Here is a 23,927-nt window from a genome sequence, read left to right as displayed (position 1 = left end):
GCACTGGTCCGCCCATGAGCTGGGTCACCGGCGAGGTCAACCTCACAGTCACACTGGCTCGTCGATGACGACCGGCGTCGCCATCCAGCCGTCGAGCAGCCACCACGGGTCCGGTGCGCCCTGGAGCGCGGCGGCAATCGGCCGCGGCCGGAGGTCGCAGGCGGCGAGGTCTGTCACCGGCAGCCACACGGCGCGGTAACTCCCCCGCTCCGAATCGGCCGGGCTGTCCAGCTCCGGACCGTCCCCGGTGCCGAACTCGCCCCCGATCAGGTCGGCGACGAAGTAGTGCTGCGTGCTGTCGCCGAAGTGCACGACCGCGACCGCCGCACGGATCTTCACCAGCAGACCGAGCTCCTCGTGGACCTCCCGGCGCGCGGCCTCCGCGGGGCTCTCCCCGTCCTCGACCTGACCGCCGGGCAGCACGTGATAGGTCCGCCCGTCGCGAACCCGTTCGATCGCGGCAATCCCGTGTTCGCTGAGCAGTACGACGCCCGCGCGGATCACGAGCGCGTCGCCAGGATCTGGAACCAGGTGCCGATCTTCGAGTCGCCGCGCTCCAGCCGCGCGACCGTCCATCCGGTCGCGGTCAGCAACTCACGGAGCGGATCTTCCTGCCAGAGAACGAAATGTCGCGGCAGGTCCAGGTGCCTGTTCGACCACTCCTCGCCTTTGCCCTCCCGGGTCGCGAACGCGAGGACCGGCGCGGCCTTGGCCGCCTTCCGCAGTACGCCGGACAGTTGCGCGCGATCGAAGTGCAGGAACACCGCGCTCGCGTACACCGCGCCGTACGGGCCGCCGAAGTCGTCGGTGATCGCGTTCAACCGGTCGGCGGCGTACCCGTCGGATCGCATCATGTCGACGAACGCCTGCGTCGCGTCGGTACGGTGTACGACGTACCCGCGGCTCTCGAGTTCGATCGCGTCCTTGCCGGTGCCGCTGCCGAGCTCGAGCACCTGACCGCCCGGTGCGAGGCGGTCGGCGAGCAGGTCGATCAACAGGTGGTTGGGGTCCTTGGGGATCGAGTCACGGAACTTGCCGGCGGCCTGTTCGTACGCCGCGAGCGTGACCTCGTTGCCCGAGGCGACCCGGGTCCAGCCGTCGCCGGTGTGCTCGACGACGGCGGGGAGTTTGAGGCCGAGGTCCAGCCCGAGCACGACGACGGTCTCGCCGCGATGCAGGTCCGCGATCGACCGCAACTCGGCGTCCGGCTGCTGAGTCAGCTCGGGTACGACGGTCAGCCGCACCGCGAGCGCCTCGGCCAACCGAGCGCCCGCAGCCGCCTCGAACGTCCCGGCGTACACCTGCACGATCCGCTCACCGACCAGCGCGTCCTGGACATCGCCGGGCAGCAGCAGGATCCGGGCGGGACACATGAGATTCATTGAGCGACGTACTCCAGGGCCTCGGCGGCGTAGTCCGGCCAGACGGCCGACTGGTCGAGCGGGATCCTTACCCACTCCTTCATCGGCCGACCCATCCCCGGATCGAACTGCTCCGCGCCGGGGACGGCCAGCGCCTTCTCCCGCGGCTCCGGTGGGAGTTTGAAGGTCATCGCGTCGCCGTACATGCCCGCGAGTACCTTCTTGCCGATCTTCAGGCACGGCATCCCGAACATGCTGCCGCGGACCACTCCGGCCCCCTCGAGCCCGGCCGCAACCGCGTCGTACGCCGCGACCGCCTCGTCGCTCACCTTCGGCATCATGCTCACCACCTTCCCACTCCGGCGGCCCGGTGCACTACGGTGCTTTGTCGTGCGCTTGGTGATTGCTACGTGTTCTGTTGACTACTCGGGGCGGCTGACGGCTCATCTGCCGATGGCGCCGCGGCTGCTGATGGTGAAGGCGGACGGATCCGTGCTGATCCACGCCGACGGCGGGTCGTACAAACCGCTGAACTGGATGTCGCCGCCGTGCAAGCTGACGGAGGACGAGGGGGTCTGGAGCGTCACCAACAAGGCTGGTGAGGAGCTGCGGATCACCATCGAGGAGGTGCACAGCGACACGGCGTACGAGCTCGGGACGGACCCCGGCCTGATCAAGGACGGTGTCGAGGCGCACCTGCAGGAGCTGCTCGCCGAGCACGTCCAGACGTTCGGCGAGGGCTGGACGCTGGTACGCCGGGAGTACCCGACCGCGATCGGCCCGGTCGACCTGCTGCTCCGCGACGCCGACGGCAAGCACGTCGCGGTCGAGATCAAGCGCCGCGGCGAGATCGACGGCGTCGAGCAGCTGACCCGGTACGTCGAGCTCCTGAACCGCGACCCGCTGCTGGCCCCGGTCCGCGGCATCTTCGCCGCCCAGCTGATCAAGCCGCAGGCACAGTTCCTCGCCACCGACCGCGGCCTCGACTGCCTCACCGTCGACTACGACGCCCTCCGCGGCATGGAGTCCGACGTCCTCCGCCTCTTCTGACCGACTTTGAGAAGCCACCGACCAATTCTCGCGGCGAAATATGGTTGGTGGCTTCTCAAAGTGTGTGAGGCAACTCCTGACAAAGCAGGAAATTTGCCCGATTTCGGGCAGATGCTTGGCGTTGGCCCCGGAAAGACTGCATGGTGGACGCGTGATCAGTGAGGCGGCGGCCGTGGAGCCGGTCGACGAGCTGGCCGATCAGGTCAGCCGCACGACCGGACTGTCGGCGGATGTCGCGCGGCGCGTGGTCGCCGACGTACTGGCCTATTTCACCGAGACGACCGAGGAGTACGTCCGGCGCCGGCACCGCGAGCTGCAGACCTACGGCGCCCGCAACGACGAGATCTTCGCCCGGCTCGGCACCGAGCTCCGGCACTGGCCGGTCCGCTCACCCGAACTCTCCGCCCGCCAGCTACGACGGATCGTCTACGGCTGACGGGCAAATCACGGGGCACACGCAGACCTACGAAGGGGCACCATTACATGTGCGGAATCGTCGGGTACGTCGGCACCAAGCCGGCCGCGCCCATCCTGGTGGACGGACTGGCTCGGCTCGAGTACCGGGGTTACGACTCGGCGGGCGTCGCCGTCCTCGGGTCCAGCGAGCTGAAGGTGCACAAGGACGCCGGCCGGGTCCGTGAGCTGGAGGCGTCGCTGCCGAAGCGCTTCGGCGGCAAGCTCGGCATCGGCCACACCCGGTGGGCCACCCACGGCGGCCCGAGCAAGGACAACGCGCACCCGCACGCCAGCGGCAACGAGCGGATCGCGGTCGTGCACAACGGCATCTTCGACAACGCCGGTGCGATCCGCTCGCAGCTCGAGGACGCCGGCGTCAAGCTGCGCTCCGAGACCGACACCGAGGTGCTCGCGCACCTGATCGAGCAGGCCGACGGCGCCACCCTCGAGGAGAAGGTGATGGCCGCCCTGCGCCGGATCGAGGGCACCTACGGCATCGCGGTGATCGACCTCGACTTCCCGGACCGGATCGTGGTCGCCCGCAACGGCAGCCCGCTGATCCTCGGCATCGGCGACGGCGAGATGCACATCGCCTCCGACGCGGCCGCGCTGATCCGCTACACCCGCCAGGTCGTCTACTTGGACGACGGCGAGCTGGCCACCGTCCGCGCCGACGGCTACCGCACCTTCACCCAGGACGCCTCCCCGACCACCAAGACCGCGAAGACGGTCGAGTGGGAGGCCGAGGAGTTCGAGCGCGGCCTGCACGAGCACTTCATGATGAAGGAGATCCACGAGCAGCCGGACGCGGTCGGCCGGGTCATCCGGGGCCGGCTGGACGAGCGTTTCCACACCGTGCACCTCGGCGGCCTGAACATGGACGCCCGCGAGGCGCGGGAGATCAAGCGGGTCAAGATCCTCGGCTGCGGTTCGGCGTACTACGCGGGTCAGATGGGCGCGCAGTTCATCGAGGAGGTCGCGCGGATCCCCGCCGACGCGGAGCCTGCCTCGGAGTTCCGGTACCGCAACCCGGTGGTCGAGCGGGACACGCTGTACGTCGCCGTGTCGCAGTCCGGCGAAACCCTCGACACCCTGGTCGCGGTGCAGGAGCTGAAGCGCAAGGGCGGTCGCGTGATCGGCCTGGTGAACGCGGTCGGTTCGAGCATCGCCCGTGAGGTCGACGGCGGCGTGTACCTGCACGCCGGCCCGGAGGTCTCGGTGGCGTCGACGAAGGCGCTGACCAACATGGCGGTCGGGTTCGCAATGCTCGGCATCCACCTCGGCCGGATCCGGGACGTCTCCCCCGCCGACGGCCGTCGGCTGATCGAGGGCCTGAAGAAGCTGCCGGCGGACATCGCCGCGATCGTCGCCCAGGAGGAGGAACTGGCCAAGATCGCCGGCCGCCTCGCCAAGCACGAGAGCCTGTTCTTCGTCGGCCGCACCCGCGGGTACCCGGTGGCGCGCGAGGGCGCGCAGAAGCTGAAGGAGATCTCGTACCGGCACGCCGAGGCGTACCAGACCTCCGAGCTGAAGCACGGCCCGCTGGCGCTGATCTCGCCGGACGTGCCGAGTGTCGCGATCGTCCCCGACGACGAGCTCCTGGACCGCAACATCGGCGCGCTGCACGAGATCGGCGCCCGCTCCGGCCCGCTGTACGTCGTCACGCACCCGGGCGTCGAGGTTCCGGACGGGGTCGCGGCGAAGATCGTCGTACCGAAGAACGAGCCCGAGCTGGACCCGATCCTGCTGACGATCCCGCTGCAGATCATCGCGTACTACGCCGCGGTCGCCCTCGGCCACGACGTGGACAAGCCGCGCAACCTGGCGAAGTCGGTCACCGTCGAGTAGCGGACCGCCAGGCCATCACAACTGCGACACCACGGCCCCCGTCACGCTCAGCGTGGCGGGGGCCGTTCATTTGTGATGGCCTGGAGGATCAGAGCTGGTGGCCGGGCTGTCCTGTGCGGCGTCCGGTCGTCCCGGTCCGCTCGGCGTCGGCGACCTTCACCGCACCGCCTGTTCCGTCAGCGGCCACGACCTTCGCCGCACCGCCCGACCCGGCTCGGGCCACGCCGCCCAGCGCGCGGTCGGCGGCGCTCGCGGCCTCGGCGCGCTTGTCGGCCTCGTTCATGTGGCCGCCGATCTGGTGTGCGGCGACCCGGCCGCGCTCGGCGCCCATTGCGCGGTACGGGTGCAGGCCGAACTCGTTGACCAGCCGCTTGCACACCTCGACCCCACGCACCGAGTTGCCGACCGCATCCAGCCGCGGGGAGAACACCACGACGGCCATCTGCTTCGACGGCACCACCATCATGACGTTGCCGGACACGCCGCTCTTGGCCGGCAGCCCGACCTGGTTCGAGAACTGTCCGGAGTCGTTGTACATCCCGCTGTGGCCCATCACGGACAGCACGCGGGAGGCGGTGTCCGCGGAGAACACCTGCCGGCCGCTCAACGGTGCGACTCCACCGCTCGCGAGCGTGGCACCGGCCCGGGCCAGCCGCTCCGCGTTCATGGTGAGCGAACAGACCATCGTGTAGAACTCGTTGGCGTCTTCCGGAGCACGCCGATCGGTCGGACTGGCGCCGTACAACTTCCCCACCTTCGCCAGCGCGTTGGCGAACGCGGCGTTGCCGAATCCGGTGTCGCGCTCGGCCACGAACGTCGAACCGTGCAGCTGCGGCCGCTCGCCTGTCATCGACCTCCACGTCTCCTGGACGGTGGTCAACCGACCGGACTGGTCCTTGCCGGCGTCGACCAGCGCGAGCGTCCCGATCGCTCCGGCATTGATCATCGGGTTGTGCGGCCTGCCGTCCCGCCCCAGCGACAGCAAGGGATCGTTGAAGGGACCACCGCTCTGCTCCTGGCCGATCCAGCGGTGCACCTCTTCCGGGCCGAGCTGCTCCAGCGCGATCGCGTAGCTGAACGGCTTCGACGTCGACTGCACGCTGAACTCTTCCGCGGTGTCGCCGATCGAGAACACCTGGCCATCGGCCGTGCAGACCGCGATCCCGAACTTCTCCGGATCGGCGTCCCGCAGCGTCGGGATGTAGTCCGCGACCTCGCCGGACCGCTCGTCCAGCAGGTCCGCGTGGATCCGCTCCACCGCGTGCGCGAACTCCGCGAACTCGTCTGCGGGGACCGCGAGGTCACCGGTCAGCGCTTGCTGCACCACGGCGTGCTGCGCGACCTCCGCGAAGGTGTCGAAGTCAAGCTGGACCGGTTGGGCGTACGGAGTGATCGCCGGGCGGCCGGCGGCATCACGGACGCCGTCCAGCGCCGCGCGGACCCGCGGATCGTCCGGCATGATCCCGGCCCGGCCGAGCGTGTTGAGCAACTCCCAGGACCAGATCCGGCCGTCGTTGTCCTCGTCGATCGTCGCGTACGACCGGAGCAGCTTCTCCGAGACGTCCATTGGCTGCTTCCTTCCCCAGATGGCGGCAGGCGGGCGCGCACGACCACGCTGTCGGCGCGCAGCAGCTTGTCCTTCTTGTGTTTCCAGAGCAGTCACCTGGTGTTACGGCGATGTCAAACGGGCCCGTTGTAGGACAAGTTGACTACTTGTATGATCACTGCCCATGGACCGCATCCGCCAGGTGAAGCTCTCGTCCGTCGTGCTCCCGCTCGATCAGCCGATCAGTGACGCCAAGGTGCTGACCGGACGGCAGCGGCCGATGACCGAGGTGGTGTTCCTGTTCGCGGAGATCGCGACCGAGCAGGACCAGCACGGCATCGGGTTCAGCTACTCGAAGCGGGCCGGCGGACCGGCGCAGTACGCGCATGCGAAGGAGATCGCGGCCAACCTGCTCGGCGAGGATCCGTCCGACATCGCGAAGGTGTACGACAAGCTGCTCTGGGCCGGCGCCTCGGTCGGCCGATCCGGCGTCGCGACGCAGGCGATCGCCGCGATCGACATCGCGCTGTGGGACCTGAAGGCGAAGCGCGCCGGCCTGCCGCTGGCCAAGCTGCTCGGCGCGCACCGCGACTCGGTCCGCGCGTACAACACCTCCGGCGGGTTCCTGCACGCCCCGATCGAGGAGGTGAAGGAACGCGCGTCGAAGTCGCTCGCCGACGGGATCGGCGGGATCAAGATCAAGGTCGGGCAGCCCGACAGCCGGATCGATCTCGACCGCGTTCGCGCCGTACGGGAACACCTCGGCGACGACGTACCACTGATGGTGGACGCGAACCAGCAGTGGGACCGCCCGACCGCGCTGCGGATCGGCCGGGTGCTCGAGCAGTTCGGCCTGGTCTGGATCGAGGAGCCGCTGGACGCGTACGACGCGCTCGGGCATGCGGAGCTGGCGGCGGCGCTCGACACCCCGATCGCGACCGGCGAGATGCTGTCCAGCGTCGGTGAACACGTGCGGCTGATCGAGGCCCGCGCGGCCGACATCATCCAGCCCGACGCGCCCCGGATCGGCGGCATCACGCCGTTCCTCAAGCTCGCGACGCTGGCCGACCACAACGGTCTGCAGCTCGCGCCGCACTTCGCGATGGAGATCCACCTGCACCTCGCCGCGGCATACCCGCGTGAGCCCTGGGTCGAGCACTTCGAGTGGCTGAATCCCTTGTTCAACGAGCGTCTGGAGACGGTCGACGGGCGGATGCTCGTACCCGACCGCCCGGGGCTCGGCTTCACGACGACCGAGCAGTGCGCGCGCTGGACGGTGGACAGCTGCGAGTTCCGGTGAGTGGTCTTGCCGATCAGATCGTCGACGATCTGAAGCGGCGGATTCTCAGCGGGCGGATCGCGCCGGGCGAGAAGCTGCCGGGTGAGAACGGTCTGGTCGAGGAGTTCGGGGTCAGCCGGACCGTGGTTCGCGAGGCGGTCTCGCGGCTGCAGGCGGCCGGCCTGGTGGAGACGTTCCAGGGGCGCGGTTCGTTCGTGCTCGAGGTCCCGGAGCGTACGCCGGGGTTGCGCGAGGTGCGGTCGCACCGCGACGTACTCGACCTGATGGACTTCCGGATCGGCGTCGAGAGCGAGGCGGCCGGGCTGGCCGCGGTACGGCGTACCGAGCATCAGCTGAAGGGGATCGAGCGGGCGCTGGACGACTTCCGGCGGGTCGGCGACGATCCGGGCCGGTCGGTGGAGGCCGACTTCGCGTTCCACCTCAAGATTGCCGTTGCCTCGGGCAACCGGTTCTACGGCGACCTGATCGGTGAGCTCGGGCCGATGATGATCATGCTGCCGCGAACCCGGCTCGACCCGGCGTACGAGATGTCGGACCCGGACCACCTGACCCGTGTGGTACACGAACACGAGAACATCAGCGCGGCGATCGCGCGGTCCGAGCCGGAGGCGGCGCGGGCGGCGATGCGGGTGCATCTGTCGAGCACCCGGCACCGATTGCTGACCCACCACGCCGGATAGCGTTGCCGGCATGGCGCAGCTCGTGCACGCCCGCAAGCCGGTCCCGCCGCGGAAGCGGTTCGAATTCGGCGGGGCGGTACGCCGGCATCCGGATTGGATCGAGGTGCGGCCCGATCGCATCACCGCGTTGCGGGCTTCCGGTACGTCGTGGGAGCTCGTCCGCAACGACGACAGCACCCTGCGCGTCGCGGAGTCCCGCGGGCAGCCGCAGCTGTACCTCGAAGGCATGACCTCGAACGGCATGATCCCGCTCGCCCGCTTCGACGTAGAAGAGTTCCGTCGCGCCGCCACCGCCGAGGGCTGGCACTGGTCAACACCAGAGGCAGACCCGGCCGACGCGCCGGCACCTCCGCAAGCTGTTGCACCGTCGGGTCCGGCGCGTCGGGAGACTCGGGTTGTGCTTCGGGATGGGGCTCGGGGGCCGTTGCCGTGGGCCAACAGTGGGTTCAGTCCGAAGCTTGCGGTGGCGTTTGCGGTGGTGGTCGGGATGGGCGTGATGGCGTTGGCGTTCGCCAGCGCGTCGACGACCGTGATCGTCATCGCCGTATTCGGTCCGAGCCTCGTGCTCGCACTCGCGTTGGTCGTCCTCGCCATCCGGCACGCCCTCGGAGTCACTCTGTCCGTCACGATCGCACCGGACCGAGTCTCGGTCACCCACGGCACCCTCGCCTCGCAGGTCGTCCAGCGGACCGCGGTCACCTCCATCAAGGTCGGCCGCCGCTACGCCCGCCTCCGCGGCCCGGACGGCAGCCGACTCATGTACGTCCCGCTCAACCCGCAGCGCACCGCCGTACTGAACGCTCTCTCCGCCAGCGGCTGGCCCGTCTGACTACCAGCGCGCTGTGTTGGGGCTGAACTCCGGATCGATCGTCCGCATGTACGTCGTGTCGTCGCGCCTCCGGATCCCGCACGCGAGGTACTGCTCGTGCAACTCCCCCAGCGCGTCAGCATCCAGCTCAACGCCGAGCCCAGGCCCACCAGGCACCCGCACGCTCCCCGACTCGAACGCCAGCACACCGGGCTTGATCACGTCCTCGGTCTTCCACGGGTAATGCGTGTCGCACGCGTACGTCAGGTTCGGCGTCGCCGCGGCCAGATGCGTCATCGCGGCGAGGCTGATCCCGAGGTGCGAGTTGGAGTGCATCGACAACCCCATCCCGAAGGTGTCGCAGATCCCCGCCAGCAACTGCGACCGCCGCAGCCCACCCCAGTAGTGATGATCCGACAGCACCACCTGCACGGCATCCGCGAGCACGGCCGGCTTCAGGTGCGCGAACGCGATCACGCACATGTTGGTCGCCAAGGGAATCTCGGTCTGCCGCGCAACGGCCGCCATACCGTCGATCCCGGGCGTCGGATCCTCGAGATACTCCAGTACGCCGGTGAGCTCCCGAGCGACCTGTACCGACGTGTCCACGGTCCACGCGCAGTTGGGATCGATCCGCAGCTTGTGCTCCGGGAACGCCTCGGCGAGCGCCCGAACCGCCTCAGCCTCCTGCGCCGGCGGGAACACGCCGCCCTTCAACTTGATCGCGGTGAAGCCGTACTCCCCGATCATCTTCGCGGCCTGCCGCACGATCCCATCAGGATCGAGGGCCTCGCCCCACGCGTCCGGTGCACCACCCGGATGACCAGCCCACTTGTAGAACAGATACGCGCTGAACGGCACCTCGTCCCGGACCGCCCCGCCGAGCAGATCCACCACCGGGAGCCCCAGCTGCTTGCCCTGAAGGTCCAGCAACGCAACCTCGTACGGCGACAACACCACGTCGACGGGGTCTTGGATGTTGAGCATCCCGCCGACCTGAGCTCCACCGCCGCTGGTCAGTACGTCGCTCACGCGCTGACGCAGGCCGTTCACGTCGAAGATGTCCAGTCCGGGCAGTACGTCGGCGACGGCGCGCAACCGCGCCAGGTGGTCGTCGGCCGCGTACGTCTCCCCCAACCCGACCAGCCCGTCGTCGGTCCACACCTGGACAATCGTCCGCAGCGCGAACGGTTCGTGGACACCGACCACGTTGAGGAGCGGTGGGTCCGCGAACGCGACCGGGGTGAGTTCGACGCGGGCGATCTTGCTCATACGAGTTCCTTCTCCTTACGTCGACGTACCAGCAGGCGCACCGCGGGCAGGACGAGGACGATGATCAGCGCCACGAGGACCGTGCCGGAGATCGGCCGGGTGAAGAAGCCGGCCGGGTTGCCGCCGAAGATCAGCAGCGACTGCCGGACCGCGATCTCCATCACGCTCCCCAGGACGAACGCGAGCACCAGCGGCCCCGGCTCGAACCCGAACTTCTTCATCAGGTACCCGAGGACGCCGAACACGATCACCAGGAAGATGTCGAACACCTGGTTCGCCACCGTGTAGACGCCGAGCAGCGTGATCAGCACCGTGATCGGCGCGAGGACGGCGGGCCGCACCTTGAGGATCTTCACGAACACCCCGACCAGCGGGATGCTCATGATCAGCAACAGGATGTTGCCGAGATACATCGAGTTGATCACGCCCCAGAACAGGTCCGGGTGCTCCGACACCAGTTGCGGGCCGGGCGCGATTCCCTGGATCAGCAGCGCGCCGAACATCAACGCCATCGTCGCGTTCGCGGGGATCCCCAACGTCAGCAGCGGGATGAAGGACGAGGTCGCGGCCGCGTTGTTCGCCGTCTCCGGCGCCGCGACACCCTCGACCGCACCGCGACCGAACCGCTCGGGCTCCTTCGCCCGCCGCTTCTCCACCGCGTACGCGACCAGCGACGACAGCGTCGCGCCACCCCCGGGCAGTACACCGAGCACGAAACCGATCACCGAGCCGCGGCCGATCGCGCCGCGCGCCTGCCGCAGGTCGGCTCGCGACGGCCAGATGTTCGCCACCGCGGCCGGTGTCTGCACCTTGTGGTGCCGTTCCTCCAGGTTGTAGAGGATTTCGCCGAGCCCGAACAGGCCCATCGCGATCGGCACGAAGTCGATGCCGTCGGCAAGGTTCAGGCTGTCGAACGTGAACCGGCTCGCCCCGGTGAAGGTGTCCCGCCCGACCGTTGCCAACAGCAACCCGAGGCCCGCGGCGATCACCGCCTTCAACCGGCTGCCGTTCCCCACGGTCGCCACCAGCAGTACGCCGAACAACGACAAGGCGGCGTACTCCGGCGGACCGAAGTCGAGCGCCACGCTCGCGACCACCGGAGCGAGCAGCGTCAGCCCGATGATCGACACCGTGCCGCCGATGAACGATCCGATCGCGGCGATGCCGAGCGCCGTACCGGCTCGTCCTTGTTTGGCCAGGGCGAACCCGTCGAACACCGTGACCACGGACGACGCCTCGCCCGGTAGCCGCAGCAGGACCGACGTGATCGTGCCGCCGTACTGTGCGCCGTAGAAGATGCCGGCCAGCATGATGATCGCGGACACCGGCTCCACGCCGTACGTGATCGGCAGCAGGATCGCGATCGTCGCTGCCGGGCCGAGCCCGGGGAGGACGCCGATCAGCATGCCGATCACGACGCCGATCAGGCAGTACAGCAGATTCCCGGGCTGCAGGACGACGCCGAAACCATCGATGAAGCCGCCCATCAGATCAACCTGGGCAGCGGAATCTGAAGGATCAGCACGAACAGGACGTAGAACGCGGCGACCGTGCCCACGCTGATCGCGACCGACGACACCCAGGACTCCTTGCCGAGGAACCGCAGCCACACGAACGTCAGCAGCAGCGACGGGAGCTCGAACCCGATCAACGGCAGCACGGCCGCGAAGACCACGAGCGTCAGCACGGCGACCGCCGTCAGCACACTCGACCGCGAGAACTTCTCGGTATCCGTCCCGTGCCGGCCAACCAGTGCGAGGGCGATCGACAGGACGGTCACGACAACGCAGACCACGAACGGCCACAGCCCCGGGCCCGGCTGGGTCAACCGGCCCAACCCGAGCGTGAGCGACCCGATCACTCCACAGAGACCGACGACACCGGCAACAACCGCGGCCCCGAACTGAGACCACGGCCCAGCGTGCGGCGGCCGGTCCTCGGCCCACTCCGCACGCAGAGACTCCTGGTCGATACTCACTTCTTCACTCACTTCTTGGCCGCCAGCGAGATCCCGAGCTGGTCGAGCTGTCCCTTGTACTTCGTCGCGTACCCGTCGAGGATCTTCCGCACCTCGTCCGGTGACACCTCGATCGGCGTCAGGCAGTGCGCGTCGTTGAACTTCTTGTACGCGTCGGTCGCGTAGGTCTTCTTCGCCGCGTCGGCCAGCTTCGTCTTCACGTCGTCCGGCGTCCCCTTCGGCGCCGTGAGGAAGCGGTACTGCGACACCACGACGTCGTACCCCTGCTCCTTGGCGGTCGGAACGTCGGGGAGGAACTTGATCCGCTCGGCCGAGAAGACCGCGAGCGGGACGACCTTCTTCGCCTTCACCTGCTCGATACCGTCACCGACCTGGATCGTTGCCACGTCGACCTGACTGCCGAGCAACGCGGTCAGCGCCGGGGCACCACCGTCGAACGGTACGTCGGTCGCGGGGATGCCGGCCTGCTTGAACGTCAGTGCGGACGCCAACTGCGCGCCGGTACCGACGCCGGTGGTGCCGTACTTGATGTTCTTGCCGGCCTTCTTCAGGTCGGCGATCGTCTTGTACCCGGAGCCGACCGGCGCGATCAGCACGTAGTCGTCCTGCGAGATGCCGCCGAGCAGGTCGAAGTCGTCGAGCTTCACCACCTCGTTGGCCGACACCGCGAGCGGGGTGATGGTGAACAGCGAGGCGTTCTGGACCGCGATCTTGTAGCCGTCCGGCTTCGCGGACTGCAGTTCCTTGGCGTTCAGCGCGCCGTTCGCGCCGGGTTTGTTGACCACCGGCACCGAGACGCCGAGCTCCTTGCCGACGCCCTCCGCGATCGCCCGCGTGATCAGGTCGGTACTGCCGCCGGGGGACGCGCCGACACTCATCTGGATGTTGCCGGTCGGATAGTCACCCTTACCGCCGGTGGAGGTCGTCTTGACCCCACCGCAGCCTGCCAACAGGACGGAAGCACTGACCGCCGTCACCAGGACGCGGCGGTTGAGCTTGCTGAACAGCATCGGATCCTCCTTTGCGGAGAGTGGTCCTCCGGCTCGATTGCGTGAGCGTAGGGAGGGTCGATCATGCGTGTCCAAGGCCGATGTGGCATCGAGTGATACCTTTCGGGAATCATGTTTTCGCTCGACCAGCTGAGCGCGTTCGTCGCGGTCGCCGAGGAGCTGCACTTCGGTCGTGCTGCCGAGCGGCTGAACATGACCCAGCCGCCGTTGAGCCGTCAGGTGCAGAAGCTCGAGCGGGCCGTCGGCGCGCGGCTGCTTGAGCGCGACAACCGCAAGGTCGAGCTGACCGAGGCCGGGCAGGCGTTCCTCACCGAGGCACGCCGGCTGCTCGCGCTGGTCGAGACCGCCGGTGATCTCGCGCGCCGGGTGGACCAGGGTGCGGCGGGGACGCTGCGGCTCGGGTTCACGGCCACGTCGGCGATCCGGACGCTGGGCCCGCTACTGCGCCGCCTGTCCGAGGAACTGCCGGACGTCGACGTGATCCTGCACGAGCGTGTCACCCCCGGACAGATCGACGGGCTGCTGCGCGGCGAGCTGGATCTCGGGCTCGGGCGGCCGCCGTTCGACTCCGACGTACTGGACTCCCGGATCGTGTCCCGCGAACCGTTGTGTGCTGTTGTCCCCGGCAACCACCGGCTCGCCGCGCTCGGCCGGCCGTTGACGTCGGCGGACTTCAGCGGGGAGCAGGTGATCAGCTACTCGCCGACCCAGGCCCGGTACTTCCACGAGCTGACGGTGCGGTTCCTCGCCGAGTCGCACCCGCGGATCGAGCAGCGGGTGCAGCAGATCCTCACCGTGATCCTGCTGGTCGCCGCCGGCCGCGGTGTCGCGCTCGTGCCGGCGTCGGCCCGGCACCTCGGCGTCGAGGGCGTGACGTACTGCGATCTCGCCGGACCCGGCCAGGCTGTCGAGTTGCACGCGATCTGGCGGCGGGACGCGACCAGCCCGGTCCTGCAGCGCGTGCTCACGATGCTCCCAGAGCATCATTAGATCCAAAATCGATCTTGGACAGGTATCCACGCGGCTTCCTACGCTGAGCCGCGTGACCAATGACTCCCCCCGGTACTCCCCCGCAGAACTCGCCGCGCAGCTCAAGACCGGCCTGCTCTCGTTCCCCGTGACGCACTTCCACGCGGACCTCAGCTTCAACGAGGCCGGGTACCGCGAGCACCTGTCCTGGCTGAGCCAGTACGACGTCGCCGGCCTGTTCGCCGCGGGCGGGACCGGCGAGGGCTTCTCGCTGACACCGGCGGAGATCGACACCGTCGTACGGACCGCTGTTTCGGAGGTGAACGGGCGCGTCCCGGTGATCGCGCCGGCGACCGGTGGGACCGCCTCCGCGGTGGCGGGTGCCCAGGCGGCGGAGGCGGCCGGTGCGGACGGGGTGCTGCTGTTCCCGCCGTACCTGACCGAGGCGGGTCAGCGTGGTTTGATCGAGCACGTGTCGACGGTCTGCCGCAGTACGAGCCTCGGGGTGACCGTCTACAGCCGGGCGAATGCGATCCTCGACGACGTGACGGTTGCCGAGCTCGCGGACCGGAACCCGAATCTGGTCTGCCTCAAGGACGGGGTCGGGAACGTCGAGCAGATGACGCGGACGTACGCGCGGGTCGGCGAGCGGCTCACGTACGTCGGCGGGCTGCCGACGGCGGAGACGTTCGCGCTGCCGTTGCTGCAGCTCGGGTACAGCACGTACTCGTCGGCGATCTTCAACTTCGTGCCGGAGTTCGCGCTCGGCTTCTACGCCGACGTGATCGCCCAGGACCGCGATGCGGTCTACCGGAAACTGCGGGAATTCGTCATTCCGTATCTGGACATCCGCGATCGGACCAAGGGGTACGCCGTTTCGATCGTGAAGGCCGGCGTCAATGCGATCGGACGCGGCGCCGGGCCGGTGCGACCGCCGTTGCAGGACCTCAGCGATGAGGAGATCGCGCAGCTGACCGCGTTGATCGGGAAGGTGAAATGACGCCTACCGTCACCTCGGTGGAGGTCGTGCCTGTTGCCGGGTACGACAGCATGCTGCTGAATCTGAGCGGCGCGCACAGCCCGTTCTTCACCCGCAACGTCGTGATCGTCACCGACAGCGCGGGCAACACTGGCCTCGGGGAGGTTCCGGGCGGCGAGAAGATCGCCACCACGATCCGCGAGGCGGCTCCGCTTCTCGTCGGCCAATCCCTGGGCAGGCACCGCCACCTACTGCAGACCGTCTCCACCAGGTTCGAAGGCCGTGACAGCGGGGGCCGTGGGTTGCAGACGTTCGACCTGCGGACCACGGTGCATGCCGTGACCGGGCTCGAGTCGGCGCTGCTGGATCTGCTCGGGCAGCATCTCGGCGTACCGGTCGCTGAAATGCTTGGTGACGGGCAGCAGCGCACCGCGGTCCCAGTACTGGGGTACTTGTTCTATGTAGGAGATGTAGCGCGAACGGACCTGCCCTACCGGACGGACGGCGACACTGACAAGTGGTCGCAGCTAAGGCGGAGGCCGGCTCTGACGGCTGACGCGGTGGTGGAGCTGGCAGAGGCTGCGCAGGAGCGGTACGGGTTCGCGGACTTCAAGCTCAAGGGCGGCGTCTTCGATCCGCACGTCGAGGTGGACGCGGTCCGGGCGCTGCACGAGCGGTTCCCGTCGGCGCGCATCACGGTCGACCCGAACGGCGCGTGGCTGGTCCGCGAGGCCGTCGCGGTCTGCTCGGGTCTGGACGACGTACTGGCGTATGTCGAGGATCCGTGCGGTGCCGAGTCCGGGTTCTCCGGGCGGGAGACGATGGCCGAGTTCAAACGGCAGACCGGTCTGCGGACGGCGACCAACATGATCGCGACCGACTGGCGCGAGCTCGCGCACGCGATCCGGACGGACGCGGTCGACATCCCGTTGGCGGATCCGCATTTCTGGACGATGGCAGGATCGGTGCGGGTCGCGCAGTTGTGTCACGACTTCGGGCTGACCTGGGGTTCGCACTCGAACAACCATTTCGACATCTCGCTGGCGATGTTCACCCACGTCGGCGCGGCCGCGCCCGGTGACATCACTGCGCTCGACACCCACTGGATCTGGCAGGACGGGCAGGCGCTGACCAAGGAGCCGCTGCAGATCGCCGGCGGCGAGATCGCCGTACCGACGCGGCCCGGGCTCGGGATCGAACTCGACCGCGACGCACTGGCGGCCGCGCACGAGCTGTACCTGGAGCACGGTCTCGGCGCGCGCAACGACGCGATCGCGATGCAGTACCTGATCGAGGACTGGGAGTTCGACCCGAAACGGCCTTGTATGGTGCGGTAGATGAGGATCTTCTTGTCCACCGACATGGAAGGTACGGCGGGGGTCGTCGACTGGAGTCAGTGTCGCGGACCCGGTGCCGAGTACGAGTACTACCGGGGTCAGCTGCAGGCCGAGGTGAACGCCGCGATCGACGGCGCGCTGGCCGCGGGCGGGACCGAGTTCCTGGTGAACGACTCGCACTCGACGATGCAGAACCTGCGTCCGGACGAGCTGCACGGCCGCGCGAGCTACCTGTCCGGGAAGCACAAGCCGCTGTACATGATGCAGGGCCTCGACGACTCGTTCGACGCCGCCTTCTTCGTCTCGTACCACGGGTCGGTGGGGTCGACGTCGTCCGTGCTGCACCACACGTACAACCCACGGGCGATCGCCGAGGTTCGGCTGAACGGCGCGATCACCGGCGAGGCAGGGATCAACGCGCTGGCAGCGCTGGCGTACGGCGTTCCCGTCGTACTGATCTCGGGCGACCAGGTGACGATCGACGAGGCACAGGCGTTCTGTCCGGAGATCGAATCGGTCGTCGTGAAGGAATCCGTGTCGCACAACGCGGCCCTGTCGGTGCATCCGGAGCGAGCCCGGGAGCTGATCCACGACGGCGCCCGCCGCGCGCTCGCCCGGTTGAGCGACATCCGGTTGCCGAGTATCACGCTGCCCGCCGAGCTGACCGTTCGCTTCCACAGCGGGGCGTTCGCCGAGCTGGCCTGTGAGCTGCGCGGAGTCGAGCGCCGTGAGGAGAAGGTTGTTGCCTTGCGCAATGATGATCCGCTGCAGCTGTACCGGACCTTCATCGCGGCCGTGCTGCTGAGTCGCGGCGTCAGCGAGTAACCATGCGTTCAACTGCCGTTGTGCAGGATAGGTTTTGATCGCAGCTGTCGTCCCTCTTCTAGGAGTCCGGAATGCGTTGGCAGAAGCCGTTGGCCGCAGCAGTTGTCCTGACCGCACTCACCACGACGCTCACCGCGTCGGCGACTCCTGTTCAGGGCGGCGGTGCCTGCTCCTCGAACGCGACGCTCCTCGGCTTCAGCGATGCGCTCGACAAGACGACGTACGACGGCCAGCCGGTGGCCGGGCTGTCGGCACTCAACGTGACCGGGCCGCACAGCGCGGTCGCGCTCGTCGACAACGTCGGGACCACGCCCGCCCGGGTGTTCGGCCTGAAGGTGAACAGCAAGCCGACCTCGGTGCAGGTCGACGCGATGACGATTCTCCGGCGTCCGGACGGTACGCCGTACAACGGTGGCGACTTCGACGGTGAAGGCCTCGTCGTCGAGCGGGGCGACCGGACCATCCTGGCGACGTCGGAGCGGGAGCCGTCGATCCGGCGCTTCCGCCTGTCGGACGGCCAGCAGATCGGTCAGCTGCCGGTGCCGGCCCGCTTCCAGGTCGCGCCGGCCGGCGAGGCGACGAGCAACGCGACGTTCGAGTCGCTCGCGGTCAGCCGTGACGGTCTGTCGCTGTACGCCGGCATGGAGGGCCCGCTCGCATCGGACGGGACCGACGTCGACAACCGCACACGGAACCGAATCATCCGGTACTTCGGTCTGCCCGGACACGAGTACCGTCCGGTCGCGCAGTACGCGTACAAGCCGGACCCGGGACTCGCGCTCGTCGAGCTCGCGTCGGCGAGCCCGACCGAACTGGTGTCGATGGAGCGGACGTTCACCCCGGGCGTCGGGAACACGATCCGCGTCTTCACCGTGTCGCTGCGGCGGGCAACCGACGTGACGGCCCAGGCATCGCTGGCGGATGCGCCGTCGTCCGTCTTCCTGCAGAAGAAGCTGCTGTTCGACCTCGTGGACTGCCCGCCGTCGGGCGCGGTCGCGAAGCAGCCGCAGCCGAACCCGTTGCTGGACAACGTCGAGGCGCTCGCGCTCGGCGAGTACCTGCCGGGCGGACGGCGGCAGCTGTACCTGATGTCGGACGACAACAACGGCGCCACCCAGATCACCCGCTTCTACTCCCTGGCCGTCGACCTCCACTAGCCCGTCTGGCGTGATCACCGTGTGTAGGTAAGACTGTGGGAATGCGCGTGATCGTGGTGGGTGCGGGCGTGATCGGGCTGAGCTGTGCCATCCGGCTCGCCGAGGGCGGGTACGACGTGGCGGTGTTCGCCCGCGATCTGCCGTTGGAGACGACCTCGTCGGCGGCGGCCGCGATCTGGTACCCGTACCTGTCGGCCCCGGAGGACCGGGTGGCCGGCTGGTCGCGGGCGACGTACGAGGAGTTCGCGAAGCTGGCGGAGATCGAGCCGTCGGTGCAGCTGCGGCACGGGCGCGAGTTCCTGGTGGAGCGGACGCCGGATCCGCGGTGGGCCGACGTACTGCCGGATCTCACGCGGGTCGCGTCGCCGCCGGCCGGGTTCGTGGACGGGTGGGCGTTCACGACGCCGGTGATCGACATGCCGGCGTACCTGCCTGCGTTGGTGAAACGGCTCGAGGCTGCGGGCGGGACGCTGACGCGGGCGGCGTTGTCCGCGTTGCCGACCGGGGCCGATCTGGTGGTGAACTGCACCGGGCTGGGCGCGCGGCTGACCGCGAGCGATCCGACGGTGACGCCGGTGCGCGGACAGGTGCTGACCGTCGAGCCGTGCGGGCTGACCGACTGGCTGCTCGCGGACCGTTCGCCGGACGAGCTGACGTACGTGATTCCGCGCCAGAACGACGTGGTCGTCGGCGGCACCAGCCAGCCCGGCGACTGGACCATGGCCGTCGACCCGAAGACGACCGCGGAGATCATGGAGCGGGCGGCCGAGCTGGTTCCCCAACTGCGCAAGGCGAAAATCATCCGTCAGCGCGTCGGGCTGCGGCCTGCACGACCGGCGATCCGGTGCGAGCTCGTACGCACCCGCTCCGGCGAGCCGATCATCCACTGCTACGGCCACGGCGGCTCCGGCGTCACCCTCTCCTGGGGCTGCGCGGACGAGGTCTTCGAACTTGTCCAAGGTGTCTGACCACCTGGTCATCCTCGATGGCGGTCTGTCGAACGCCTTGGAGGACCGCGGCCACGACCTGTCCGACGCACTGTGGTCCGCCCGTCTGCTGCGTGACGCGCCTTCGGAGATCGCTGCCGTGCACCGCGCGTACTACGAGGCGGGCGCGATGGTCGCCACGACAGCGAGCTACCAGGCCAGCGTGGTCGGCTTCGAACGCGCCGGTGTCGAACGCGCCGAGGCCGAACGCCTGATCACGGGCAGCGTCCGCATCGCTCTCGCCGTCCGCGACGAGTTCGACGACCGGCTGGTGGCGGCCTCTGTTGGACCGTACGGCGCGATGCTCGCTGACGGCTCCGAGTACCGCGGCCGGTACGGCGTGAGCTCGCAGGTCCTCCGCGACTTCCACGGCCCGCGCCTCGAACTCCTCGCCAACGCCGGCCCCGACCTGCTCGCCGTCGAAACCATCCCCGACACCGACGAGGCCGACGTCCTGGTGGAGCTACTGCGTGAACTCGACTTCCCCGCGTGGTTCTCGTACTCGATCGAGGGCGACCACACGCGCGCCGGCCAACCACTCACGGAAGCCTTCGCGATCCCCGCCATCGACCAGGTAGTTGCTGTCGGCATCAACTGCTGCAAGCCGACCGACGTCCAAGCCGCCGTGCAGACAGCCGTCGCCGCATCCGGCAAGCCCGCGATCGCCTACCCCAACCACGGCGAGTCCTGGGACGCCGTCGCCCGTAAATGGGTCGGCAACGGCGAGGGCCCAGCAACCTTCGCACCCACCTGGGTCGAGGCGGGTGCAACGTACATCGGAGGCTGCTGCCGAGTAGGCCCGGACGACATCCGAGCGCTGGCGGCGGGCGTTGCGTAGCTGCGCGCTACCTGCTGTTCCTCGCGACCAGAGCCCCGCACACGAGGGGATATCCGATGGCGTTGTGCCTTCTCCGTTGGTATGCGAAGGGAGAACCCACAACACCAGGGGATATCCGGTCTCCTGGTGTTGTGCGGGTGATGTGTTGCCGGGCACCTTTGCGGAACATAAAGGTCATCTGGTGGCGAAGAGGTTCCGGAAATCGCGGGCTGCCCGACGCGGTCGGCAACCGAAGTGGTGTTCTCGTGGGCCTCAGACCGACCGCCCGAACCAGCACATCCCGGGGCGTTGCCGAGGAAGTGGTGGGTGGGAACAGGCTATTTCTTGTGTAGTGCCCCCCGTTCTTGTGCGAACCCCCGGTTGGTGGCGCGGCGGGCTAGACGCCGAGGACCTGGCAGAGGAGGTCTAGGGCTCCGGGGTAGGCGTGGTCGGGTGGGGTGCCGTAGCCGACGATTACTGCCTGGCGGGTGGCTGGGGTGGGGTTGAAGTGGTACGTCGTGAGCGTGGCGAGGCCTAGGCCCTGGCGGGCGGCTCGGGCGACCATGTCTTCGGCGTCGCCGGGAACGTCCAACAGCACATGGAGGCCCGCCGAGATCCCGGCCACCTCGACGGTGGGCGCGCGCACCGCGAGCAGTTCGACGAGGCGGTCGCGGCGGCGACGGTAGTGCAGACGGGAACGCCGTACATGCCGGTCGTAGTGGCCGGAGGCAATGAATTCCGCGAGGACGAGCTGTTCGAGGGTCGCGGTCTGATAGTCGGCCGTCCGCTTCGCCGCGACCACCGGCTCGATCAACCGCTGCGGCAGCACCATCCACGCGAGCCGCAGCCCGGGCGCGAGGCTCTTGCTCGCCGTACCCGTGTAGACGACCCGCTCCGGATCGAGCGCCTGCAACGCCCCGACCGCCTGCCGGTCGTACCGGAACTCGCCGTCGTAGTCGTCCTCGATCAGCACCGCCCCCGACTCCCGCGCCCACTCGACGGCAGCGGTACGGCGCTCCGGCGCGAGCGGCACGCCCGTCGGCATCTGGTGCGCCGGCGTGAGCAGCACGCCCTGCCCGGTCAACCCGGTCGTCTGCGCACCCAACTCGTCCACCGGTACGGCGGCCACCTCCAGCCCCCGCGCGCGGATCACGTCCCGGTGCAGCCCGTACCCGAACTCCTCGACCGCGATCGTCGTACCGCCGAGGGTCCCGATCGCCTCGCTCAGCAGACTCAGCGCCTGCACGTACCCCGAGCAGATCAGGATCCGCTCCGGATCGGCCCGCACGCCGCGCGCCCGGGCCAGGTAGTCCGCCAGCACCCGCCGCAACTCGATCCGGCCGCGCGGATCCCCCAGCCCGAACGCCTCGTTCGGCGCCGCGGTCAGCGCCTTCCGCGCCGCGGCCAGCCACTCGGTCCGCGGGAACGTCGCCACATCCGGGGACCCCGGCGTCAGGTCGTACCGAAAACTCCGGGCCTCGGGCAACGAAACGCTCGGCGCCGGCGGTACGGCGGCCCGGTTCGCGACCACTGTCCCGGACCCCTGCCGCGCCATCAGCCACCCCTCGGCGACGAGCTGCCCATAGGCATCGGCAACCGTGTTCCGCGCGATACCGAGGTCGCGAGCCAGCGACCGCGACGACGGCAACCGCGTTCCCGCCGGCAGCCGTCCGGTCCGGATCGACTCGTGCAGGGCCTGCACCAGATCGTTCCGCCCCCGCGTCGCCGCCAGCTCGAGATGCAGGTCCGAACCGGCCCAGGTGGCCTGTGGGTCCTCCATGGAGTGGACCCTATGCCCACGCCCGCGCCCAACTCCCCCTGGGTCGGCATGAAGCCAACGCTTGTCCTCGAGGGCCGGCACCGCGTCCTCCCCGTCATCTGGGCAGCTGCTGCGGTCCTCCTGTGGGTTCGGTGCGCCCGATGTGCAACTTCCGGCCCGCCTGGTGCATCTAGCTGAGTGTCCTGAGGGGGGCATCGTGAAATGTATTCCGACCATCGACATCCGCAGACCGATCCGCACCGCACTCGCGGTGCTCGCAATCGCCGCAGTACCGGCGGGAGCGGTCGCTGTACCGGCGCTCGCCGGCCCGTCCAGGGCATCCGTCGTCAGCACCGCTGCCGCCAGCTGCCCGACCGGCTGGGGTTCGTTGCCTGAGGCAAGTACGTTCCAGGGCTTGGGTCACCTGACCGACGTCCGGACCGGACAGCACGCGTGTTTCGACCGGATCGTGTTCGACATCGAGGGCAAGCCGTCCTGGTTCCGCGTGGAGTACGTGAAGGACATCTCCACCGTTGGCGAGGGCAAGCTCATTCCGGTCCGCGGTGGCGCCAAGCTCGCGATCGTCCTGCTGGCACAGTCCTACGACGAGACGAACCACTACACCTACAACCCGGCGAACTACGACGAACTGACCGACGTCACCGGCTACCGGACCTTCCGGCAGGTCGTCAGCGCAGGCAGCTTCGAAGGTGAGACCACCATCGGACTCGGCGTCCGCGCCCGGCTCCCGTTCCGCGTCTTCACGCTCACCGGTCCAGGTACGACGAGCCGGGTCGTCGTCGACGTCGCCCACAGCTGGTGAGGGACGACGCCATGAAGACACTTCGCACGTTCCGCCTTCGCACAGCACTCGCAGTCCTCGCGGTGGCCGCAGTACCGGCGGGAGCGGTCGCTGTCCCGGCGACCGCCTCCGCGGCTGCGTCGCATACAGAAGCGACTTCCACGGCGACTGAATCCTGCCTGGTCTCACTGGGCTCGCGGACCGCCGGCGGTGACCACCGGGCACGTCACGTCAGCGCGACCGTGCCGCCCACAGCGGGCGGCAGCGAGCTCGTGGCACACGATGTGTACCCCGACGGACTCGTCCGGCTGAGCACCTCGATGATCGGCACCGACGACGGGTACGACGGCCTCGACGTCAGCGGCTTCGTCGTCATGGGCGATGCGCTGTACGGCAGCGGCTACAAGGCCGCGAACGGCGAGATCGTCAACGCCGGCCTCTCGCGGGTCGGTGGCGGCTGGAGCAGCTTCACCGCGTTCGAACGGGCCGAGTACCGGTCGCCCACCGGCGACTTCTGGCGGATGAACGCTTACGGGCTCCGCAACGACGGCACACTCTTCCGCTGGACCTTCGACCGCACCGGCGCCTGGCGCAGCAAGGCGTCGTACCCAGGATTCACCGGGGTGAAGTCGATGGCCCTGATCAGCAAGACCCGGACCTACGACACGTTCCTCGCCAACAGCCGCAGCGGGGCGCTCTACACCATCCACATCCCGACGACCTCGCCGATGAAGCCGGTCGTGAAGCTCGTCCGCCGATCGACCTGGCAAGGATTCGAAACGATGCTCGCCCAGCCGTGTGGTCGCAACGGCACGCTTCTGCTCGGCATCGACAAGGACACCAAGGCCGGGTACCTGTACGCGGTCGGCCACGCCAACGGCCTGGCCACCGTCATCCAAGGCCGCGGTCAGGTCCCGATCACCTTCGACGATCCGGTCAACTTCCGCTGGATCCCCCGCTACGACGACTGGCTCCTCGGGGAGTAGC

At 68.7% G+C, this 23,927-nt stretch carries 24 protein-coding genes; 15 read left to right on the top strand and 9 right to left on the bottom strand.

What is annotated here, in order from left to right:
- Positions 1–48 precede the first annotated feature (48 nt).
- The 3 genes from E0H45_RS37140 to E0H45_RS42675 are packed head-to-tail and all read right to left on the bottom strand — an operon-like array spanning position 49 to position 1,702.
- Positions 49–504: an NUDIX hydrolase gene (locus tag E0H45_RS37140; protein WP_165546732.1), complete on the bottom strand. Its 456-nt coding sequence runs from the start codon at positions 502–504 to the stop codon at positions 49–51.
- Complete coding sequence (locus tag E0H45_RS37135) at positions 501–1,382, bottom strand: class I SAM-dependent methyltransferase (RefSeq protein WP_131346544.1); 882 nt, start codon at positions 1,380–1,382, stop codon at positions 501–503. Before E0H45_RS37135 ends, E0H45_RS37140 begins: the two co-directional genes overlap by 4 nt.
- Positions 1,379–1,702: a hypothetical protein gene (locus tag E0H45_RS42675; RefSeq protein ID WP_165546731.1), complete on the bottom strand. Its 324-nt coding sequence runs from the start codon at positions 1,700–1,702 to the stop codon at positions 1,379–1,381. The genes E0H45_RS37135 and E0H45_RS42675 overlap by 4 nt, the downstream gene beginning before the upstream one ends.
- 49 nt (positions 1,703–1,751) lie before the next feature.
- Between E0H45_RS42675 and nucS the strand changes: the two genes are divergently transcribed.
- The 3 genes from nucS to glmS all read left to right on the top strand — a co-directional run bounded on the left by nucS (position 1,752) and on the right by glmS (position 4,715).
- The gene (gene nucS, locus E0H45_RS37130) at positions 1,752–2,411 is read left to right on the top strand and encodes an endonuclease NucS (RefSeq protein ID WP_131347256.1); all 660 of its coding nucleotides are present in this window, start codon (positions 1,752–1,754) and stop codon (positions 2,409–2,411) included.
- A 151-nt stretch (positions 2,412–2,562) separates the two neighbouring features.
- A complete protein-coding gene (locus E0H45_RS37125) occupies positions 2,563–2,847 on the top strand; it encodes a hypothetical protein (protein WP_238151128.1) in 285 nt (94 codons plus the stop codon).
- Between the two features lie 47 nt (positions 2,848–2,894).
- Positions 2,895–4,715 (top strand): glutamine--fructose-6-phosphate transaminase (isomerizing), encoded by a 1,821-nt coding sequence (gene glmS, locus E0H45_RS37120; RefSeq protein ID WP_131346542.1) that lies wholly within the window; start codon positions 2,895–2,897, stop codon positions 4,713–4,715.
- An 88-nt stretch (positions 4,716–4,803) separates the two neighbouring features.
- On the opposite strand, the gene glsA is transcribed toward glmS, so the two are convergent.
- Complete coding sequence (gene glsA / locus E0H45_RS37115; protein WP_131346540.1) at positions 4,804–6,282, bottom strand: glutaminase A; 1,479 nt, start codon at positions 6,280–6,282, stop codon at positions 4,804–4,806.
- Between the two features lie 163 nt (positions 6,283–6,445).
- Between glsA and E0H45_RS37110 the strand changes: the two genes are divergently transcribed.
- Genes E0H45_RS37110 through E0H45_RS37100 form a run of 3 tightly spaced genes read left to right on the top strand, consistent with a single transcriptional unit; the run spans position 6,446 to position 9,070 of the window.
- Positions 6,446–7,561, top strand: coding sequence for an L-talarate/galactarate dehydratase (locus tag E0H45_RS37110; RefSeq protein WP_131346538.1), 1,116 nt, complete (start codon positions 6,446–6,448; stop codon positions 7,559–7,561).
- Entirely contained in the window at positions 7,558–8,241 is a 684-nt protein-coding gene (locus tag E0H45_RS37105) for a FadR/GntR family transcriptional regulator (RefSeq protein WP_131346536.1), read from the top strand. Before E0H45_RS37110 ends, E0H45_RS37105 begins: the two co-directional genes overlap by 4 nt.
- 10 nt (positions 8,242–8,251) lie before the next feature.
- Entirely contained in the window at positions 8,252–9,070 is an 819-nt protein-coding gene (locus E0H45_RS37100; protein ID WP_131346534.1) for a hypothetical protein, read from the top strand.
- Here E0H45_RS37100 and E0H45_RS37095 read toward each other — a convergent pair whose 3' ends face one another.
- From E0H45_RS37095 to E0H45_RS37080, 4 genes are read right to left on the bottom strand one after another with little or no spacing between them, the layout of a single operon-like run.
- Entirely contained in the window at positions 9,071–10,321 is a 1,251-nt protein-coding gene (locus tag E0H45_RS37095) for a glucarate dehydratase family protein (protein WP_131346532.1), read from the bottom strand.
- Positions 10,318–11,808 carry a tripartite tricarboxylate transporter permease gene (locus tag E0H45_RS37090; RefSeq protein ID WP_131346530.1) on the bottom strand — a complete coding sequence of 497 codons (1,491 nt, stop codon included), beginning with the start codon at positions 11,806–11,808 and terminating at the stop codon, positions 10,318–10,320. Before E0H45_RS37090 ends, E0H45_RS37095 begins: the two co-directional genes overlap by 4 nt.
- Positions 11,808–12,299: a tripartite tricarboxylate transporter TctB family protein gene (locus tag E0H45_RS37085; protein ID WP_131346527.1), complete on the bottom strand. Its 492-nt coding sequence runs from the start codon at positions 12,297–12,299 to the stop codon at positions 11,808–11,810. Before E0H45_RS37085 ends, E0H45_RS37090 begins: the two co-directional genes overlap by 1 nt.
- An 8-nt stretch (positions 12,300–12,307) precedes the next feature.
- Positions 12,308–13,309 carry a Bug family tripartite tricarboxylate transporter substrate binding protein gene (locus tag E0H45_RS37080; protein WP_131346525.1) on the bottom strand — a complete coding sequence of 334 codons (1,002 nt, stop codon included), beginning with the start codon at positions 13,307–13,309 and terminating at the stop codon, positions 12,308–12,310.
- A 111-nt stretch (positions 13,310–13,420) separates the two neighbouring features.
- Between E0H45_RS37080 and E0H45_RS37075 the strand changes: the two genes are divergently transcribed.
- The 7 genes from E0H45_RS37075 (at position 13,421) to mmuM (ending at position 20,400) form a co-directional block, all read left to right on the top strand.
- Positions 13,421–14,299: a LysR family transcriptional regulator gene (locus E0H45_RS37075; RefSeq protein WP_131346523.1), complete on the top strand. Its 879-nt coding sequence runs from the start codon at positions 13,421–13,423 to the stop codon at positions 14,297–14,299.
- A 52-nt stretch (positions 14,300–14,351) separates the two neighbouring features.
- Entirely contained in the window at positions 14,352–15,278 is a 927-nt protein-coding gene (gene kdgD, locus E0H45_RS37070; protein WP_131346521.1) for a 5-dehydro-4-deoxyglucarate dehydratase, read from the top strand.
- A complete protein-coding gene (locus E0H45_RS37065; RefSeq protein ID WP_131346519.1) occupies positions 15,275–16,594 on the top strand; it encodes an enolase C-terminal domain-like protein in 1,320 nt (439 codons plus the stop codon). Before kdgD ends, E0H45_RS37065 begins: the two co-directional genes overlap by 4 nt.
- Complete coding sequence (locus E0H45_RS37060) at positions 16,595–17,419, top strand: M55 family metallopeptidase (protein WP_131346517.1); 825 nt, start codon at positions 16,595–16,597, stop codon at positions 17,417–17,419.
- Between the two features lie 71 nt (positions 17,420–17,490).
- The gene (locus E0H45_RS37055; RefSeq protein ID WP_131346515.1) at positions 17,491–18,576 is read left to right on the top strand and encodes an esterase-like activity of phytase family protein; all 1,086 of its coding nucleotides are present in this window, start codon (positions 17,491–17,493) and stop codon (positions 18,574–18,576) included.
- A 41-nt stretch (positions 18,577–18,617) separates the two neighbouring features.
- Positions 18,618–19,544: an FAD-dependent oxidoreductase gene (locus E0H45_RS37050; protein WP_131346513.1), complete on the top strand. Its 927-nt coding sequence runs from the start codon at positions 18,618–18,620 to the stop codon at positions 19,542–19,544.
- Positions 19,537–20,400, top strand: coding sequence for a homocysteine S-methyltransferase (gene mmuM / locus E0H45_RS37045; RefSeq protein WP_238155609.1), 864 nt, complete (start codon positions 19,537–19,539; stop codon positions 20,398–20,400). The genes E0H45_RS37050 and mmuM overlap by 8 nt, the downstream gene beginning before the upstream one ends.
- 376 nt (positions 20,401–20,776) lie before the next feature.
- Here mmuM and pdxR read toward each other — a convergent pair whose 3' ends face one another.
- A complete protein-coding gene (gene pdxR, locus E0H45_RS37040; RefSeq protein ID WP_131346511.1) occupies positions 20,777–22,159 on the bottom strand; it encodes a MocR-like pyridoxine biosynthesis transcription factor PdxR in 1,383 nt (460 codons plus the stop codon).
- A gap of 196 nt (positions 22,160–22,355) precedes the next feature.
- Between pdxR and E0H45_RS37035 the strand changes: the two genes are divergently transcribed.
- Both E0H45_RS37035 and E0H45_RS37030 read left to right on the top strand, forming a co-directional pair.
- Positions 22,356–22,961 carry an AMIN-like domain-containing (lipo)protein gene (locus tag E0H45_RS37035; protein WP_238155608.1) on the top strand — a complete coding sequence of 202 codons (606 nt, stop codon included), beginning with the start codon at positions 22,356–22,358 and terminating at the stop codon, positions 22,959–22,961.
- An 11-nt stretch (positions 22,962–22,972) separates the two neighbouring features.
- Positions 22,973–23,926, top strand: coding sequence for a hypothetical protein (locus E0H45_RS37030; protein WP_238155607.1), 954 nt, complete (start codon positions 22,973–22,975; stop codon positions 23,924–23,926).
- The last annotated feature ends 1 nt before the right edge of the window (position 23,927 follow it).

The sequence above is a fragment of the Kribbella soli genome (assembly GCF_004331345.1).
Lineage (GTDB): Bacteria > Actinomycetota > Actinomycetes > Propionibacteriales > Kribbellaceae > Kribbella > Kribbella soli.
The sequence above is the reverse complement of the archived record's forward strand: the minus strand, read 5'-3'. Positions and strand labels throughout refer to the sequence as shown.

What these genes read in the sequence shown, in the direction of transcription:
- E0H45_RS42675 (WP_165546731.1), bottom strand. Translation starts at nt 1,702, where the DNA reads ATGATGCCGAAGGTGAGCGACGAGGCGGTCGCGGCGTACGACGCGGTT.
- E0H45_RS37100 (WP_131346534.1), top strand. Translation starts at nt 8,252, where the DNA reads ATGGCGCAGCTCGTGCACGCCCGCAAGCCGGTCCCGCCGCGGAAGCGG.
- pdxR (WP_131346511.1), bottom strand. Translation starts at nt 22,159, where the DNA reads ATGGAGGACCCACAGGCCACCTGGGCCGGTTCGGACCTGCATCTCGAG.
- E0H45_RS37030 (WP_238155607.1), top strand. Translation starts at nt 22,973, where the DNA reads ATGAAGACACTTCGCACGTTCCGCCTTCGCACAGCACTCGCAGTCCTC.
- E0H45_RS37055 (WP_131346515.1), top strand. Translation starts at nt 17,491, where the DNA reads ATGCGTTGGCAGAAGCCGTTGGCCGCAGCAGTTGTCCTGACCGCACTC.
- E0H45_RS37075 (WP_131346523.1), top strand. Translation starts at nt 13,421, where the DNA reads ATGTTTTCGCTCGACCAGCTGAGCGCGTTCGTCGCGGTCGCCGAGGAG.
- glsA (WP_131346540.1), bottom strand. Translation starts at nt 6,282, where the DNA reads ATGGACGTCTCGGAGAAGCTGCTCCGGTCGTACGCGACGATCGACGAG.
- glmS (WP_131346542.1), top strand. Translation starts at nt 2,895, where the DNA reads ATGTGCGGAATCGTCGGGTACGTCGGCACCAAGCCGGCCGCGCCCATC.
- E0H45_RS37060 (WP_131346517.1), top strand. Translation starts at nt 16,595, where the DNA reads ATGAGGATCTTCTTGTCCACCGACATGGAAGGTACGGCGGGGGTCGTC.
- E0H45_RS37050 (WP_131346513.1), top strand. Translation starts at nt 18,618, where the DNA reads ATGCGCGTGATCGTGGTGGGTGCGGGCGTGATCGGGCTGAGCTGTGCC.
- E0H45_RS37090 (WP_131346530.1), bottom strand. Translation starts at nt 11,808, where the DNA reads ATGGGCGGCTTCATCGATGGTTTCGGCGTCGTCCTGCAGCCCGGGAAT.
- E0H45_RS37080 (WP_131346525.1), bottom strand. Translation starts at nt 13,309, where the DNA reads ATGCTGTTCAGCAAGCTCAACCGCCGCGTCCTGGTGACGGCGGTCAGT.
- E0H45_RS37065 (WP_131346519.1), top strand. Translation starts at nt 15,275, where the DNA reads ATGACGCCTACCGTCACCTCGGTGGAGGTCGTGCCTGTTGCCGGGTAC.
- E0H45_RS37135 (WP_131346544.1), bottom strand. Translation starts at nt 1,382, where the DNA reads ATGAATCTCATGTGTCCCGCCCGGATCCTGCTGCTGCCCGGCGATGTC.
- E0H45_RS37110 (WP_131346538.1), top strand. Translation starts at nt 6,446, where the DNA reads ATGGACCGCATCCGCCAGGTGAAGCTCTCGTCCGTCGTGCTCCCGCTC.
- E0H45_RS37095 (WP_131346532.1), bottom strand. Translation starts at nt 10,321, where the DNA reads ATGAGCAAGATCGCCCGCGTCGAACTCACCCCGGTCGCGTTCGCGGAC.